The 16,171-nt window shown below is 64.1% G+C and carries 12 protein-coding genes and 1 riboswitch; of the genes, 3 read left to right on the forward strand and 9 right to left on the reverse strand.

Going from position 1 to position 16,171, the window contains the following annotated elements; translation table 11 throughout:
- Nucleotides 1-2: 2 nt before the first annotated feature.
- The 9 genes from gcvP to FJ946_RS21700 form a co-directional block, all read right to left on the reverse strand.
- Nucleotides 3-2,813 (reverse strand): aminomethyl-transferring glycine dehydrogenase, encoded by a 2,811-nt coding sequence (gene gcvP / locus FJ946_RS21660; RefSeq protein ID WP_140564044.1) that lies wholly within the window; start codon nucleotides 2,811-2,813, stop codon nucleotides 3-5.
- A 17-nt stretch (nucleotides 2,814-2,830) separates the two neighbouring features.
- Nucleotides 2,831-3,199 carry a glycine cleavage system protein GcvH gene (gcvH, locus tag FJ946_RS21665; RefSeq protein WP_140495853.1) on the reverse strand — a complete coding sequence of 123 codons (369 nt, stop codon included), beginning with the start codon at nucleotides 3,197-3,199 and terminating at the stop codon, nucleotides 2,831-2,833.
- A gap of 7 nt (nucleotides 3,200-3,206) precedes the next feature.
- Nucleotides 3,207-4,304 (reverse strand): glycine cleavage system aminomethyltransferase GcvT, encoded by a 1,098-nt coding sequence (gene gcvT, locus FJ946_RS21670; protein ID WP_140564043.1) that lies wholly within the window; start codon nucleotides 4,302-4,304, stop codon nucleotides 3,207-3,209.
- 148 nt (nucleotides 4,305-4,452) lie between these two features.
- A riboswitch (glycine riboswitch) is annotated at nucleotides 4,453-4,539 on the reverse strand.
- Nucleotides 4,540-4,642: 103 nt separating this feature from the next.
- Nucleotides 4,643-5,434 carry a molybdopterin-binding protein gene (locus FJ946_RS21675; RefSeq protein ID WP_140564042.1) on the reverse strand — a complete coding sequence of 264 codons (792 nt, stop codon included), beginning with the start codon at nucleotides 5,432-5,434 and terminating at the stop codon, nucleotides 4,643-4,645.
- 1 nt (nucleotide 5,435) lies between these two features.
- The gene (locus FJ946_RS21680) at nucleotides 5,436-6,317 is read right to left on the reverse strand and encodes a cytochrome b/b6 domain-containing protein (RefSeq protein WP_140564213.1); all 882 of its coding nucleotides are present in this window, start codon (nucleotides 6,315-6,317) and stop codon (nucleotides 5,436-5,438) included.
- 116 nt (nucleotides 6,318-6,433) lie between these two features.
- On the reverse strand, nucleotides 6,434-7,111 hold the full coding sequence (locus FJ946_RS21685) for a DUF1345 domain-containing protein (protein ID WP_140564041.1): 678 nt from the start codon (nucleotides 7,109-7,111) through the stop codon (nucleotides 6,434-6,436).
- Nucleotides 7,112-7,136: 25 nt separating this feature from the next.
- Nucleotides 7,137-7,604 carry a YaiI/YqxD family protein gene (locus tag FJ946_RS21690; protein ID WP_140495857.1) on the reverse strand — a complete coding sequence of 156 codons (468 nt, stop codon included), beginning with the start codon at nucleotides 7,602-7,604 and terminating at the stop codon, nucleotides 7,137-7,139.
- A 64-nt stretch (nucleotides 7,605-7,668) separates the two neighbouring features.
- Complete coding sequence (gene gfa, locus FJ946_RS21695; RefSeq protein ID WP_140495858.1) at nucleotides 7,669-8,238, reverse strand: S-(hydroxymethyl)glutathione synthase; 570 nt, start codon at nucleotides 8,236-8,238, stop codon at nucleotides 7,669-7,671.
- 65 nt (nucleotides 8,239-8,303) lie between these two features.
- A complete protein-coding gene (locus FJ946_RS21700; protein ID WP_140497529.1) occupies nucleotides 8,304-9,431 on the reverse strand; it encodes an S-(hydroxymethyl)glutathione dehydrogenase/class III alcohol dehydrogenase in 1,128 nt (375 codons plus the stop codon).
- 202 nt (nucleotides 9,432-9,633) lie between these two features.
- Here FJ946_RS21700 and FJ946_RS21705 point away from each other — a divergent pair, with 202 nt between their 5' ends.
- The 3 genes from FJ946_RS21705 to FJ946_RS21715 all read left to right on the forward strand — a co-directional run bounded on the left by FJ946_RS21705 (nucleotide 9,634) and on the right by FJ946_RS21715 (nucleotide 16,158).
- Entirely contained in the window at nucleotides 9,634-11,646 is a 2,013-nt protein-coding gene (locus tag FJ946_RS21705) for an acetyl/propionyl/methylcrotonyl-CoA carboxylase subunit alpha (protein WP_140564040.1), read from the forward strand.
- A 113-nt stretch (nucleotides 11,647-11,759) separates the two neighbouring features.
- Nucleotides 11,760-15,287, forward strand: coding sequence for a DNA polymerase III subunit alpha (gene dnaE / locus FJ946_RS21710; protein ID WP_140564039.1), 3,528 nt, complete (start codon nucleotides 11,760-11,762; stop codon nucleotides 15,285-15,287).
- A 67-nt stretch (nucleotides 15,288-15,354) separates the two neighbouring features.
- The gene (locus FJ946_RS21715) at nucleotides 15,355-16,158 is read left to right on the forward strand and encodes a potassium channel family protein (protein WP_140564038.1); all 804 of its coding nucleotides are present in this window, start codon (nucleotides 15,355-15,357) and stop codon (nucleotides 16,156-16,158) included.
- The last annotated feature ends 13 nt before the right edge of the window (nucleotides 16,159-16,171 follow it).

Consider the following 16,171-nt stretch of genomic DNA (forward strand, 5'->3'; position numbering starts at 1 on the left):
GACTATTCGGCCGCGCCCAAATAGTCCGACAGCGGCGGGCATGAACAGACCAGGTTGCGGTCGCCGGCGACATTGTCGATGCGCGATACCGGCGGCCAGTATTTCGCCGCCATGTCGGCGTCTCCGGCGGGGTAGGCCGCTTCCAGGCGCGAATAGGGATGGCTCCACTGGCCGGCCAGCGCCTCCGCGGCGGTGTGCGGCGCATTGACCAGCGGATTGTCAGCCAGGGGCCACTCGCCCCTCGCAACCTTGGCCGCTTCGCCCGCGATGGCGATCATCGCCTCGCAGAAGCGGTCGAGCTCGCGCTTGGGCTCGGATTCGGTCGGCTCCACCATCAGCGTGCCAGCGACCGGGAACGACATGGTCGGCGCGTGGAAACCGTAGTCGATCAGGCGTTTGGCGATGTCCTCAACACTGATGCCGGCGCTCTCCTTGAGCACGCGGGTGTCGAGGATGCACTCATGGGCAACGCGGTCGCTCCTGCCCTTGTAAAGGAGCGGGAAGTGCGGGGCGAGCCGTGTCGCGACGTAGTTGGCCGAAACAATCGCCGTCTCGGTCGCCTGCTTCAGGCCGGAAGCGCCCATCATGCGGATGTACATCCAGGTGATGGGCAGGATGGAGGCGCTGCCGAAAGGGGCTGCGGCCACGGCATGCGCGCAGCCTTCGGTGACATGGCCGGGCAGGTAGGGCTTCAGATGCGCCCTGACGCCGATCGGGCCGACACCCGGGCCGCCGCCGCCATGGGGGATGCAGAAGGTCTTGTGCAGGTTCATGTGGCAGACGTCGGCGCCGATGTCGCCTGGGCGGGCGAGGCCGACCAGGGCGTTCAGGTTGGCGCCGTCGAAATACACCTGGCCGCCATGCTCATGGATGAGGGCGCAGAGATGTCGCGCGCCCTCTTCATAGACGCCGTGCGTCGAGGGATAGGTGAACATCAGCGCCGCGAGATTCCTGGAGTGCTCGTTGGCCTTGGCCCTCATGTCGTCCATGTCGATATTGCCGTCCTCCAGGCAGCGGACGACGACCACGCTCATGCCGGCCATCGCCGCGCTTGCCGGATTGGTGCCGTGCGCGGAGGACGGGATCAGGCAGACCGTGCGATGGCCCTCGCCGCGCGAGCGGTGATAGGCGCGGATGGCCAGCAATCCGGCATATTCGCCCTGGCTGCCCGCATTGGGCTGGAGGCTTACCGCATCGAAACCGGTAATCTCCGAAAGCCAGCCTTCCAGGTCGTCGATCATGGCGCGGTAGCCTGCCGAGTGCGCGGCCGGCGCGAAGGGATGCATGTTGGCGATTTCAGGCCAACTCACCGGCATCATCTCGGCCGCGGCATTGAGCTTCATGGTGCAGGACCCCAGCGGGATCATCGCGCGGTCGAGCGCCAGGTCCTTGTCGGCCAGCCGGCGCAGGAAGCGCATCATCTCGGTTTCCGACTTGTTCTCATGGAAGACGGGCTGGGTGAGAAACTCCTTGCCGCGCGGCTTGCCGGGCATGGTGGCGGCGGCCTCCACGCTTGGCTTGGCCCCAAACAAGGCGGCAATGGCCTCCAGGTCGGCTTCGTCAGAAGTCTCGTCGAAGGCGATGCCGACACGGTCGGCGTCGATGACGCGCAGAAGCCGGCCGCCCTTTTCGGCGGCGGCGGCGATCTGCGCGGTCTTCCCCTTCGTCTCCACCGTCACCGTGTCGAAGCGGCTCGTGCCGATCACCGGCAAGCCTGCCGCCTTGAGCCCGGCTGCCAGGCGGCTGGCCAGCGCGTGGATGCGCCCGGCGATTGCCTGAAGGCCGGCGGGGCCGTGCCAGATCGCGTAGGCTGTCGCCATGTTGGCAAGCAGCGCCTGCGCGGTGCAGATGTTGGACGTCGCCTTGTCGCGGCGGATGTGCTGCTCGCGCGTCTGTAGGGCAAGCCTGTAGCCTGGACGGCCCTTGCTGTCGGTCGACTGGCCGACCAGGCGGCCGGGCATCAGCCGGGTCAACTTGTCGGCAACGGCGCAGTAGGCGGCATGCGGGCCTCCAAAGCCCATCGGCACGCCAAAGCGCTGCATCGGACCGACGGCAATGTCGGCGCCGAGCCTTGCCGGCGTGTCGGTCAGTGTCAGGCCGAGCGGGTCGGCGATGAAGACGACCAGAGCGCCGGCCGCGCGCGCCTTGTCGATGGCCGCCTTGTGATCACCATAGACGCCGAAAGTGTCCGGCCAGGAGACGAGCAGGGCGGCTGTGTTGTCGTCGATCGTCTCGCCGTCGATCTCGATGCCGAGCGGCTCGGCGCGGGTGCGCGCCACATCCAGCGTCTGCGGGTGCGGCGTGCCGGCGAGAGCCACCTTGGTGCGCTTGTCGCGGTGATGGCGCAATGCGATGCCGATCGCTTCGGCGACCGCTGTCGCTTCGTCGAGCAACGAAGCCGATGCCACAGGCAGGCCGGTCAGTTCCGCAACCAACGTCTGGAAATTGAACAGCATTTCCAGGCGGCCCTGGCTGATCTCCGCCTGGTAGGGCGTATAGGCCGTGTACCAGGCCGGGTTCTCGAACAGGTTGCGCTGGATGACCGGCGGCACGTGCACGCCGTGATATCCGGCGCCGATGAAGCTCTTCAGAACCGTATTCCGGGCCATGGTCGCCGACAATTCGGCCAGCGCTTCGGCTTCGCTGGCCGGCGCGGGCAGGGACAGCGGCTGGTCGAGGCGGATCGATCTCGGCACGGCCTGGCTGGTTAACGTCTCCACTGAGGGCACGCCGATGACGGCCAGCATGGCTCTCACATCGGCAATGCCGGGTCCGATATGGCGGGCCGAGAAGGGGTAGGGTGCTGCGGTCATGTCAATGCGTCCTGATTTCAGCCGATATGGGCTTTGTAGGCGGCCTCATCCATGAGGCTGGCGAGCTGGCTTTCGTCGGCAAGCTTCATTTTCCACAGCCATCCGGCGCCGGTCGCCGCCGAATTGACCAGCGACGGATCGGACGACAGCGTTGCGTTGGCCTCGGTGATCTCGCCGTCGACCGGCGCGTAGACGTCGGAGGCCGCCTTGACGGATTCGACCACGACGGCGGTGTCGCCCTTGGCGAGCTTCTTGCCTGTTTCGGGCAGTTCGACGAAGACGAGGTCGCCCAGCTGCTCCTGCGCGTAGTCGGTGATGCCGACGGTGGCGATGCCGCCCTCGACGCTGAGCCACTCGTGATCGGCGGTGAAATAGGTCTTTGCCATCTGAAAATTATCCTTTGCGGTAGCGATGCGGGAGGAAAGGCAGGGAAGAAACGTCGACGGGAATCTTCGTTCCGCGCACGTCGGCGAAAATCCGAGTTCCGGGTTTCGCCAAGGGCGTCGGGACATAACCCATGGCGACGGGATGGCCGGCAGACGGGCCGAAACCGCCCGAGGTTACGTGGCCGGCGGGATTGCCGTCGGCGTCAAAGAGCGTGGCGCCGGCGCGCACTGGCTGGCGGGCATCCGGCCTCAGGCCGACGCGCTTCTGAGCGGAGCCGCGCTCGACGGCGGCGCGCAGCGCGTCGGCGCCGATAAACATGCCGTTGGCGCGGATGTCCTTCGGGATGGCCCACATCAGCGCCGCGCTTGCCGGATCGGTTTGCGCGGTGATGTCCTGGCCGTGTAGGCACAGGCCGGCTTCCAGCCGCAGGCTGTCACGGGCGGCAAGGCCGATCCACAGCACGCGCTCGTCTTCGAGCAGCTTCGCCACGAGACCGCGCGCGTCTGCCTCAGGCAGGCCGATCTCAAACCCGTCCTCGCCGGTGTAGCCGGACCGGCTCATGAACCAGTTCTTTCGCGGTTCGATGCCATGCATGAACAGCAGCGACCCGGTCTCGATACCGGCGCGGGAAAGCGCCGCCCAGGCCTCGGGACCCTGGATGGCGAGGAAGACCCGGTCGAGCGGTTCGACCTTGACATCGAAGCCGGTCGCAAGCTCGCGCAAATGCTTCTCGTCGGCGATCGCGTTGCCGGCATTGGCGACGACCATGAAGTTGGTATCGCCCAGCCGGGTGACGATCAGATCGTCCAGGATGCCGGCGGCCTCGTTCAGGAAAAACGTCAGCTTCGACTGGGAGATTTCGAGCGCGCCCGCATCGAGCGGACAGGCACGGTCGAGCAGGAGAACCGCGCCCGGCCCGCTGACCCTGAACAGTTTCATGTGCGAGATGTCGAACAGGCCCGCATGTTCGCGGGTGTGAAGATGCTCCTTCATGACGCCGGCCGGGTAGGTCAGCGGCATCGACCAGCCGGCAAAGGCGCCAAAGCGCGCACCGGCAGCTGCGTGGACGTCTTCGAGAGGAAGGTGTTTGGTGTCGCCCGTCATGTGTTCTCCAGAGTCGCACGCAATCGGTCGCGAATGGCGACCAGTCCGTGCCCCTCTGTCTGAAGCCTGAGAGACTCGCGCCCCGTAACTCTGTCGGCAGCGCTTACACCTTCGGCGCGGGGGCAGGCCCCGACTTTCCAGAGTGTCTTTCCCGTCTACGGTTCTTTTGCCTGAGAGATTTCGGGCGATTTCCCCTTCGGCGACAGCTCTCGCTGCTCTCTCCCGCAAACAGGTAGGGCTCGCAAAAGCCCTCGACTCGTCATCCATAGCCCGTCAACGACGGATTGTCACCTGCATGCGACGTGCAAAATAAAATGGCGGCATCGTGCCGATTGCGATCAGATCCCGCCATACCAGTCGTAGCCATTGTCTTCCCAATAACCGCCCCGTCCGCCTCCTAAGGCGGCGAAGCCGTCGACCAGCTCGATCTTGTAGAGATATTTCGGCATCTTGTAGCCGAGCTGGCGCTCGACCCGGACACGCAGCGGCGCGCCGTTCTCGACCGGCAGCGGCTTGCCGTTGACGCCGTAGGCCAGGATCGTCTGCGGGTGGCGGGCGTCGATGAGGTCGATGCTGCCGTAATATTTGATGTCGCCCGAGAGGCTGCGGTCGATCGTGTCCAGGCAATGGAACATGACGTAGCGCGCCTCGGGTTTGACCACCGCCTGGTCGAGGACCAGCGACAGCGGCGTGCCGGTCCATTTGGCGATGCAGCTCCAGCCTTCGACACAATCATGGCGGGTGATCTGCGTTCGGCTCGGCATGTTCATGAGCTGCTCGCGGGTCAGCGACAGCGGCTTTTCGACCAGGCCCGAGACCTCCAGCCGCCAGTCTGCGAAGTTGTTGGCGAGCAGGGCCTTGTAGGTATCGTCGTCGGGTGACGTCACGCCGTTGGGGCGCATCGGCTGGCGGACATCGGCTTCAGTGAACTCCGGCGCCAGCGAATCGCGGCCCGCGAGCAGACGTTGCGCGCGATGTGTGAGATCGTTGGCGTTTTCGAGGAAGCTGCGCAGGCCGTCGCCCACGCCGAGCTGGCTGTCGAAAGCATCGCAGCCGGAAAGCGTGATGCCGGAAAGGCCAAGGCTGGCCGCGGTCAGGAATTTCCTGCGGTTGATCTCGAATTTTGCCATGTCAGGCGCTCCTTTCGGAGGATTTTGCGTGATGGGCCGGCGGATCGGTCCGATACCATCCGGTGACGATCGAGCGCAGTTCGTTGATCGGGCCGGCGGCGACGATCATCAGAATATGGATGGTGAAGAAGGCGACCAGCAGCACCATGACGGTGAAATGGATGGTGCGCGCCGTCTGCCGGCCGCCGAGCAGGTCGTTGAGGAACGGCAGCACCGAATTCATGCTTGGCGACATTGCGAGCCCCGTGAGGATCATCAGCGGCAACAGCACGAACAGCACGCCGCCATAGGCCATTTTCTGCAGCGTGTTGTATTCGCGCGTGTGGTGGAATTTCAGCCTGGCGTGATTGGCGATATCTTGCGGTAGGCGCCTGAGATCGTCCAGGCGAGGGGCGAGGTCACGTCTGATGTGGCCGTTGACCAGGCTGGCGACCAGCCACACAAGCAGCGTCGTCGTCAGTACCCAGGCGAAGAAGAAATGCACGACGCGTGCCGTGCCGAGGTCGTAGTATGACGGGATCGTCGCCCAGGACGGGAAAGCGCGGGGCGTCTCTTGTCCTGCCGGCCCAGACCAGCCGAGCACGCCGGTCGTGTCGAAGCGGTGTCCGAGGATTTCGGTATAGCCGCGCGGCCCGGCATTCGTATTCTCGGCGCCGATAGCGAAGACGGTGTTGTTGTAGTCGAAGCCGGACTGCTTGCCGAGATAGAGCTGCGGGCGGGCGTTGAAGATCTGGAGGCCGGAAAGCAGCATGAAGAAGAGCGAGATGGCCCACAGCCAGTGCGTCAGCCGCGTCCAGGCCGATTGCCGGTAGATCAATGTCGTGGCCTTCGTAGCGTCACTGTCCGCGCTGGCGGCGGGTTGGTTCATGGCAACCGATTCCATCTGGTCTCGCTTCCTGGCCGTTCCATCCGGCGCGGCCGCTGTCTGCATCATTCTCCTCCTGATACGTCGCCAGCCAAGCCGATGTTTCATCGATCACGAAAATATCAGATCGAAGCTCAAGGGCCGCCCAGGCTGACGGCGAGATTGACGGCGGCGGCGACGATGACCGTGTTGAAGAAGAACGACAGGATCGAATGAACAAGCACGACGCGGCGCATATGGGTTGTCAAGATGTTGGTGTCGGCGGTCTGCGCCGTCATGCCGATGACCGTCGAGAAGTACAGAAAATCCCAGCCTTCCGGCCGTTTGTCGCCGGGGAACAGCAAGCCGCCGACCGGGATTTTCTTCTTGGTTCCGGCATCGACCAGGTCGCCGTCCATCCAGTACACATGCGCATAGTGCAATGCCGCCATGGCGTGGATGGTGAACCAGCCGAGGGGAATCGATAGCAGCGCGAAGCCGAGCTCCATCGCGTTCGAACTGCCTTTCTGGTTGATCAACTGGAACAGTGCTGTGATGGCAACGCCGACGACGACCAGCGTGACGGCGAAGATGACCAGCACGGGCTGATCGGCGGCCCGCGCATTCTTGCTGAGATAGATGCCGGTGAATTTGGGCATCTGCGCGACAACCAGCGTGACATAGGCGGCAAAAAAGGCGTTGGCCCCGATCGAATAAGCGAGCGGCGCGTGAAGCAGCAACGCCAGCAGAAGCGCAAAGACGCCGACACAAGCCGACACCGCGAACAGCATGTGCCGGTGCATGGGCGTGCTGGAGGGGATTTCGGCGGCCATGATGGTTCCGAATGGCGCTGGGCTTCTACTGCGGTGTGGCGGATTTTAGAGCGCGCCGCAAGATGCGGTCGAGTTCGCCGAGAAACCGTGAGCGGTCTTGCGGTGCGAAGCTCGCATTGTAGCCCTTGCTTTCGCCGGTCTCGCGCAGATGCTGCTTCAAGTCGCGCATTGCCACCGCCATGCCGATCGTTTCCGGCGTGAAGGGACGTCCGGTCGGCCCCAATACATGGGCCCCGAGCGCCACCGTGCGTGCGGCCAGTGGAATGTCCGCGGTCACCACGATGTCGTTGGGTTTTGCGTTTTCGACGATCCAGTCGTCGGCGGCGTCGGCACCCTTGGACACGACGACATTGCGGATCATGGGGTCGCGGGAGGGGCGCAGGCCGCCATTGGAAACATAGGTGACGACGACGCCGTGGCGCTCGGCAACTTTTTCGACTTCGGCTTTGACCGGGCAAGCGTCTGCGTCGACGAGGATGGCGGGTGCGGGCATTGTCTCTCCAAATGAGCATGGGGCCGGCAACCCGTCCGGCCCCATGCCTCAAATCTCATGGTCGTCAGGCCGGAAGCGCTCCCGACCTCTTGGCGGTCCAGGTGGCGATATAGTCCATCAGGCCGGGGTTGAGGCAGTCATAAGGTTCGAGGCCGATCGATTTCAGTTGGCCGCGAATGCTGTCCATGCGGCTCGGGTCGACACCGGATTCGATGATCGAAGAAACAAAGGCGGTAAAGCCCGGCGGCGACCAGCCATCCTCCTCGAAGCGCTCGGGATGGATGAAGGACAAGCCCTTGAACGGATGGTCGCGCTCGACGGGTCCATGCATGTGGACGCCGCAGCCGGTGCAGGCATGGCGCTGGATCAACGCGCTCGGGTCCACCACCTTCAGCTTGTCGCCGTTCTCGGTGACGGTGACGTCGCCGGTGCCGGCTACGGCCACCACCGAGAACACCGCCCCTTCGGGCTTCCAGCATTTGGTGCAGCCGCAGGCGTGGTTGTGGGCGATCTGGCCCTTGACCTTCACCTTGACCGGATTGCTGGTACAGGCGCAGACCAGCGTGCCGCCGATAAAGCTCGCACTCTCCCTGGGCAGACCATTGTCGATTTTCGGATGCAGTTTTTCCGCCATGCTTTTCTCCTCCCATTTTTGACCACAGAGGTCGCGGGCCCGTTGCCCGCGGCGTGTGGCCGCCCTCAATAAACCACGACACTCCTGATCGACTTGCCCTCATGCATGAGGTCGAAACCCTTGTTGATGTCCTCGAGCTTGAGCGTGTGGGTGATCATCGGGTCGATCTCGATCTTGCCGTCCATGTACCAGTCGACGATCCTGGGCACGTCGGTGCGGCCGCGCGCGCCGCCGAAGGCGGTGCCCATCCAGGTCCGCCCGGTGACCAGCTGGAAGGGCCGCGTCGAGATCTCCTGGCCGGCGCCGGCGACGCCGATGACCACCGACTTGCCCCAGCCGCGATGCGAAGCCTCCAGCGCCTGGCGCATCACCTTGGTGTTGCCGGTGCAGTCGAACGTGTAGTCGGCGCCGCCGATCTGGTCGGCGCCGCGCTTGGTCATGTTGACGAGATGGGGAACGATGTCGCCGTCGATCTCCTTCGGATTGACGAAATGCGTCATGCCGAAGCGCTCGCCCCAGGCTCGTCTGTCGTTGTTGAGATCGACGCCGATGATCATGTCGGCGCCGGCAAGTTTCAGGCCCTGGATGACGTTGAGCCCGATGCCGCCGAGGCCGAAGACCACCGCGGTCGCGCCTTGCTCGACCTTGGCGGTGTTGATGACCGCGCCCACGCCGGTGGTCACCCCGCAGCCGATGTAGCAGATCTTGTCGAAGGGCGCGTCGGGATTGACTTTGGCCACGGCGATCTCCGGCAGCACCGTAAAGTTGGAGAAGGTCGAGCAGCCCATATAGTGAAACAGTTTTTCGCCCCCGATCGAGAAGCGCGAGGTGCCGTCCGGCATCAGGCCCTGGCCCTGCGTGGCGCGGATGGCGGTGCACAGATTGGTCTTCCGCGACAAACACGACGGGCACTGCCGGCATTCGGGCGTATAGAGCGGGATCACATGGTCGCCCTTTTTGACCGAGGTGACGCCCTTGCCGACATCGACCACCACGCCGGCGCCCTCATGGCCGAGAATGGCGGGAAACAGGCCCTCGGGATCGGCGCCCGACAGCGTGAACTCGTCGGTGTGGCAGATGCCGGTCGCCTTGATCTCGACCAGCACCTCGCCCTCGCGCGGACCGTCAAGGTCGACCTCCATGATCTCAAGCGGCTTTCCGGCGGCAACGGCAACAGCGGCGCGGGTTTTCATCTGGCAATCCTCCAACGCGATTTTGCGCTCAGGCTTTCAGGTTTTGGCCTGCTCATCAACCGCCAGATGAGACGAAATATCGGCTTTCTTGACGCAGGTAGCACACCCTTGACCGCAGGCGTTCGCGCCACGCACACGGTACTTGAGACATGGCGACATAATCCATAGAACTGGACCGTCCGCCGGAGGGGAATTTGCCCGCATGTTCACCAAAATCCTGATCGCCAACCGTGGCGAGATAGCCTGCCGCGTCATCAAGACCGCGCGCAAGATGGGCATCGCCACGGTCGCTGTCTATTCCGACGCCGATCGCGATGCCGTGCATGTCGAGATGGCCGACGAGGCGGTGCATATCGGACCGTCGCCAGCCGCGCAGAGCTATCTCGTGCCCGAGAAAATCATCGCGGCGTGCAAGGCGACCGGCGCTCAGGCCGTGCATCCCGGCTATGGCTTCCTGTCCGAGCGCGCATCATTCTGCGAGGCGCTGGAGAAGGAGGGCATCGTCTTCATCGGGCCGAAGCCGAAGGCCATCAAGGCGATGGGCGACAAAATCGAATCGAAGAAATTCGCCAACGCCGCCAATGTTTCGACGGTTCCCGGCTGGCTCGGCGTCATCGAGAACGCCGGCCACGCGGAGAAGATCGCCGGAGAGATCGGCTATCCCGTGATGATCAAGGCCTCGGCCGGTGGCGGCGGCAAGGGCATGCGCATCGCCTGGAACCAGGCCGAGGTGCGCGACGGCTTCGACCGCGCGCGCTCGGAGGCCAAGAGCTCGTTCGGCGACGACCGCGTCTTCATCGAGAAGTTCATCGTCGATCCACGCCACATCGAGATCCAGGTGCTGGCCGACGCGCATGGCAACGCGCTCTATCTCGGCGAGCGCGAATGCTCGATCCAGCGCCGCAACCAGAAGGTGGCCGAGGAGGCGCCATCGCCTTTCCTCGATGCCAGGACGCGCAAGGCCATGGGCGAGCAGTCGGTGGCGCTGGCCAGGGCCGTCGACTACCAGAGCGCCGGCACGGTGGAATTCATCGTCGACGCTGAGAAAAACTTCTACTTCCTTGAAATGAATACACGATTGCAGGTCGAGCATCCGGTGACGGAGCTTGTCACCGGTGTCGATCTGGTCGAGCAGATGATCCGTGTGGCAGCCGGCGAGAAGCTCGCCTTGAAGCAAAGCGACGTGAAACTGAATGGCTGGGCGGTGGAGAGCCGGCTCTATGCCGAGGATCCGTATCGCAACTTCCTGCCGTCGATCGGCCGCCTGACGCGCTATCGACCGCCGCAGGAAGGGCAAGTCGGCGACGTCGTCATCCGCAACGACACCGGCGTCACCGAGGGATCGGAGATTTCGATGTTCTACGACCCGATGATTGCCAAGCTGTGCACCTGGGCGCCGACCCGGCTGGAGGCAATCGACGCGATGTCCGAAGCGTTGGACAGTTTTGTCGTCGACGGCATCGAGCACAACATCCCTTTTCTGGCGGCGCTCATGCAGCATCCGCGCTGGCGGGAAGGGCGGATTTCGACCGGATTCATCGCAGAGGAATATCCCGACGGCTTTGCGCCGATCCTGCCCGACCATGACGACAAGGCCGTGTTGGCGGCGGTCGCCACCGTGGTCGAATTGCTGCGCCGCGACCGGCTCGACCGGCTGGGCGGGCGCTTGGCGCCGCATTCGGGGGCACTCAAGCGTCACTGGGTGGTGAAGATTGGCAAGGACTATCTGTCCGCGTCCATCCTGGAGGGCATGATCTCCATTCCGATGGAAGTCGACTTGTCCATCGAGGGCGGCAAGCCGCTGACGGTTTCGTCGGCCTGGCGGCCGGGCGAACTGGTCTGGCGCGGCAGCGTCGGCGGGCACGAAATGGTGGCGCAACTGCGCCCGGCGCCAAACGGCCTTCGCATCGCCTGGAAAGGGCTTTCGGTGACGGCGCGCGCCATGCTGCCGCGCATTGCCGTGCTGGAAAGGCTGATGCCGGAAAAGCTGGAGCCCGACACGTCCGACCTGCTGCTATGTCCCATGCCCGGCCTCGTCGTCTCGATCGCCGTCGCCGAAGGCCAGGAGGTCAAGGCCGGCGAGACTCTGGCCGTCGTCGAGGCGATGAAGATGGAGAACGTGCTGCGCGCCGAGCGCGATCTCGTGGTGGCGAAACTCAACGTCAAGCCGGGCGACAGCCTGGCCGTCGACGCGGTGATCATGGAATTCGCCTGAAGCGAGGGCGGGCGGAAGTCTGTGGCCGATGTTCGTTTGTGCTGGACTGGCATCGCCCGGTGCCGGACAATACATCTTGATCGACTCAAGTCCTTCGGGAAACGCGAAAAACCATGGCGGATGACAGACTTCCACGCGACCCCTTGCTGCGCGAAGCGGCAGTGAAGGCGGCGGCGCCAGAAGCGCCGGCGCGTCCTTTCGTGCATCTTCGCGTCCACTCGGCCTATTCGCTGCTGGAAGGCGCGCTCCAACTCGGCAAGATCGTCGGCCATGCGGTCAAGGACGAGTGTCCGGCAATCGCGGTCACCGACACCAACAATCTGTTCGGCGCGCTCGAATTCGCGCAGAAGGCGGTGAAGGACGGCATCCAGCCGATCATCGGCTGCCAGATCGCGCTCGCCTTTTCCGGCGAGAACGTCGACGGCCAGCGCGACCGCCGGCGGCAGGGGCCCGAGATGCGGCCAGTCGTGCTTATCGCGGCGACCGAGGCCGGCTATTCCAATCTGGTCAGGCTGGTAAGCCGCGTCTATCTGGAGACGCCGCCCGGCGAGGCGGTGCATCTGACCAGCGAGATGCTGGAGGGCCAGGCCGACGGGCTGATCTGCCTCAGCGGCGGTCCCCGCGGCCCTATCGGCGCGGCTCTGAAGGAGGATCGACGCGATCTCGCGGAGACCCGGCTGTCGACTCTGAAAGCCCTGTTCGGCGATCGGCTCTATGTCGAACTGGAACGAGTTTCCGGTTACGACCGGCTGATAGAACATTCCACGATCGATCTCGCCTATGCCCACGAATTACCGCTCGTCGCCACCAACGAGGCGTTCTTCTCCTCGCGCGACGATTATGACGCGCATGATGCGCTGATCGCCATAGCGGAGGGCTCGGTCGTCGCCGTGGACAATCGCCGCCGGCTTTCACCGGATAACTTCCTGCGTAGCCAGGCTGAGATGGCAGCGTTGTTCGCCGATCTGCCGGAAGCGATCGACAACACGGTCGAGATCGCGTTGCGCTGCTCCTACTATCCGAAAACCCGCAGCCCGATCCTGCCGCGCTTTACCGGCGGCGACGCGTCGGACAAGGACGCAGCCGAGAAGGCCGAGGCCGCCGAACTTGCCCGCCAGGCGCGTGAAGGGCTGGAGGCTCGGCTTGCCGCGCACGGACCGACGCCGGGCTATACGGTCGAGCAATACCGCGAGAGGCTCGAGTTCGAGCTCGGCATCATCGAGAAGATGAAATTCCCAGGCTACTTCCTGATCGTTGCCGACTTCATCAAATGGGCCAAGTCGCAAGACATTCCAGTCGGGCCGGGGCGCGGCTCGGGTGCGGGCTCGCTGGTCGCCTATTCCACCACCATCACCGACATCGATCCGCTGCGTTTCTCGCTGCTGTTCGAGCGCTTCCTCAATCCGGACCGCGTGTCGATGCCCGATTTCGACATCGACTTCTGCCAGGACCGCCGCGAAGAGGTGATCCGCTATGTCCAGCAGAAATATGGACGCGACCAGGTCGGCCAGATCATCACCTTTGGAACGCTGCAAGCCCGCGCCGTGCTGCGCGACGTCGGTCGCGTGCTGCAAATGCCTTACGGCCAGGTCGACAAGCTGTCCAAGATGGTGCCGCAGAACCCGGCCAATCCGGTAAAACTGGCGGACGCCATCGCCAACGAGCCGCGTTTTGCCGAGGAGGCCGAAAAGGAGCCGATCGTCCAGACGCTGCTCGACATGGCACAGAAGCTGGAAGGGCTTTATCGCCATGCGTCGACGCACGCCGCCGGCATCGTGATCGGCGACCGGCCGCTGTCGGAGCTGGTGCCGATGTACCGCGATCCTCGTTCGGACATGCCGGTCACCCAGTTCAACATGAAATATGTCGAGCAGGCCGGGCTGGTGAAGTTCGACTTTCTCGGCCTGAAGACGCTGACGGTGCTGGAGACGGCGGTGAAGCTGATACGCCGCCGCGGCATCGACATCGATCTTGCGACGATACCGCTCGACGACCCCGAGACCTACGCCATGCTGTCGCGCGGCGAAGTGGTCGGCGTGTTCCAGGTGGAAAGTGCCGGCATGCGCAAGGCGCTGATCGGCATGCGGCCCGACTGCATCGAGGACATCATCGCGCTGGTGGCGCTGTACCGGCCGGGGCCGATGGAGAACATCCCGACCTACAACGCCAGGAAGCACGGCGAGGAGGAGATGGCGTCGATCCATCCCAAGATCGACCATCTGGTGAAGGAGACGCAAGGCGTCATCGTCTACCAGGAACAGGTGATGCAGATCGCGCAGGAATTGTCCGGCTATTCGCTGGGCGAAGCCGATCTTTTGCGCCGCGCCATGGGCAAGAAGATCCGCGCCGAGATGGACAAGCAGCGTGAGCGCTTCGTCTCGGGCGCGGTCGAGCGCGGCGTGGCCAAGCCGCAGGCCGACTTCATCTTCGACCTGCTAGCCAAGTTCGCCGACTACGGTTTCAACAAATCGCACGCGGCCGCATACGCCGTCGTCTCGTACCAGACCGCCTATCTCAAGGCGCATTATCCGGTCGAGTTCCTGGCGGCGTCGATGACGCTCGACATGGGAAACACCGACAAGCTCGCGGATTTCCGCCAGGATGCGCTGCGCCTCGGCATCGAGGTGGTGGCGCCGTCGGTGATATCAAGCTTTCGTCCCTTCGAGGTCGGGGAGAACCGCATCTACTATTCGATGGCCGCGCTCAAGGGCGTCGGGGACGCGGCGGTCGAGCATATCGTCGCCATGCGCGGCGAAAAGCCGTTCAAGAGCCTGGCCGATTTCTGCGAAAGGGTCGATCCGAAAATCGTCGGCAAGCGCGTCTTCGAAAGCCTGATCATGGCTGGAGCGCTGGACTGTTTCGGCCATGACCGCGCTGCGATGATGGCTGGCGTCGAGCGGATGATGGGGCTGGCATCGCTGGCGCAACAGAACGCCGTCTCTGGTCAAGCCGATATCTTCGGCGCATCCCTGGGGGCGCAGTCGCAGGCGCTCAACCTGCCGGTGACGGAACCGTGGCTCGCCGCCGACCGCCTGCACCGCGAATTCCAGGTGGTCGGTTTCTATCTCTCCGCCCATCCGCTGGACGAGTACAAGGCGGCGCTGCAGAAGATGCGGGTGCAGAACTGGGCGGAGTTTTCGGCCGCGGTCAAGCGCGGTGCCACCGCAGGGCGCCTCGCCGGCACCGTGACCACCAAGCAGGAGCGCAAGACGCGGACCGGCAACAAGATGGGCGTGGTGCAGTTCTCGGACACGTCCGGCCAGTATGAGGCGGTGCTGTTTTCCGAAGGATTGGCGCAGTATCGCGACATGCTGGAGCCGGGCCGCTCCGTCGTTATCACCGTGGCGGCGGAGGACAGGCCGGAGGGCGTCAACCTGCGCATCCAGACAGTGCAGTCGCTTGAGGACGAGGCCAGCCGCATCCAGAAGGCGCTGCGCATCTTCGTCAGAAACGATGCGCCTGCCTCGATCATTCAGTCGCAGCTTACCCAGCGCGGTGAAAGTCAGGTGAGCATCATCGTTATCAAGGAAGAAGCGCAGGGCGAGGTGGAGATTGCCCTGCAGGGGGGCTACCGCGTCTCGCCGCAAATCGCCTCGGCGATGCGCGCCGTGCCAGGCGTGGTCGAAGTGGAGCTGGTGTGATCGCCACTTACGGGGACTGGTGGCAATCCGCCGGGCGGCATCCGCCGCTCAAGTCACCGCAATTGCCATGAAGACGAAAGACAGCGACGGATTGCAGGACCGTTCCACAATGGCGCGGCTGCGCGACACGTTGCGCAAGCTCTACCACGGCCGCACGCCGGCGGCCTTTCGCTTTCAGCTGGTTGCGGTCATCATCGACGTGGCCATCATTGCCTTCTTCATCGCCACGCCCATCATCCAGCAGTCGGCCTCATTCCTGTGGCTCGACTATGCGGTGGCGGCTCTGGTCGCCGCCGACCTGGCTGCCAGGCTGCTTGCCTCGAACGACATGCTGCGGCTGATGAAGCAGCCGACCTCCTGGGTGGACATTTTCATCCTTTTGACGCTGCTGATGCCGACGGCGCTGGCCAATCTCGGCTTTCTGCGCATCCTGCGGCTGTGGTCGCTGTCGCGCAGCGGTTCGCTCTGGCGGCATTTCGAGATGCAGGGCCTGCGGCCCTGGCGCGAAGCGAGCCACGCGGTGATCAATCTCTTGACGTTCCTCTTCGTGATCACCGGTTTCGTCTACACTTTCTTCTTCCGCAGCGGAGCGGGGCTGGAAAGCTACATCGACGCGCTTTACTTCACCGTCGCGACGGTGACCACGACCGGGTTCGGCGACATCGTGCTGCCGGGAATGGCGGGGAAACTGACGGCGATCGTGACCATGATCATCGGCATATCGCTGTTCGTCAGGCTGGCGCAGGCGATCTTCCGACCGGCCAAGGTGTTCTTTCCCTGTCCGCAATGCGGCCTGCAACGGCACGAGCCGGACGCCGTTCACTGCAAGGCCTGCGGCCACCTCCTCAACATACCCGACAGCGGTGATTGAGGGGCGATTGAGG

The organism is Mesorhizobium sp. B2-4-7, assembly GCF_006442685.1.
Taxonomy (GTDB): domain Bacteria; phylum Pseudomonadota; class Alphaproteobacteria; order Rhizobiales; family Rhizobiaceae; genus Mesorhizobium.

What these genes read in the sequence shown, in the direction of transcription:
- gcvP (WP_140564044.1), bottom strand. Translation starts at nt 2,813, where the DNA reads ATGACCGCAGCACCCTACCCCTTCTCGGCCCGCCATATCGGACCCGGC.
- gcvT (WP_140564043.1), bottom strand. Translation starts at nt 4,304, where the DNA reads ATGACGGGCGACACCAAACACCTTCCTCTCGAAGACGTCCACGCAGCT.
- gfa (WP_140495858.1), bottom strand. Translation starts at nt 8,238, where the DNA reads ATGGCGGAAAAACTGCATCCGAAAATCGACAATGGTCTGCCCAGGGAG.
- FJ946_RS21715 (WP_140564038.1), top strand. Translation starts at nt 15,355, where the DNA reads ATGAAGACGAAAGACAGCGACGGATTGCAGGACCGTTCCACAATGGCG.
- FJ946_RS21700 (WP_140497529.1), bottom strand. Translation starts at nt 9,431, where the DNA reads ATGAAAACCCGCGCCGCTGTTGCCGTTGCCGCCGGAAAGCCGCTTGAG.
- gcvH (WP_140495853.1), bottom strand. Translation starts at nt 3,199, where the DNA reads ATGGCAAAGACCTATTTCACCGCCGATCACGAGTGGCTCAGCGTCGAG.
- FJ946_RS21685 (WP_140564041.1), bottom strand. Translation starts at nt 7,111, where the DNA reads ATGGCCGCCGAAATCCCCTCCAGCACGCCCATGCACCGGCACATGCTG.
- FJ946_RS21705 (WP_140564040.1), top strand. Translation starts at nt 9,634, where the DNA reads ATGTTCACCAAAATCCTGATCGCCAACCGTGGCGAGATAGCCTGCCGC.
- FJ946_RS21680 (WP_140564213.1), bottom strand. Translation starts at nt 6,317, where the DNA reads ATGGAATCGGTTGCCATGAACCAACCCGCCGCCAGCGCGGACAGTGAC.
- FJ946_RS21690 (WP_140495857.1), bottom strand. Translation starts at nt 7,604, where the DNA reads ATGCCCGCACCCGCCATCCTCGTCGACGCAGACGCTTGCCCGGTCAAA.
- FJ946_RS21675 (WP_140564042.1), bottom strand. Translation starts at nt 5,434, where the DNA reads ATGGCAAAATTCGAGATCAACCGCAGGAAATTCCTGACCGCGGCCAGC.
- dnaE (WP_140564039.1), top strand. Translation starts at nt 11,760, where the DNA reads ATGGCGGATGACAGACTTCCACGCGACCCCTTGCTGCGCGAAGCGGCA.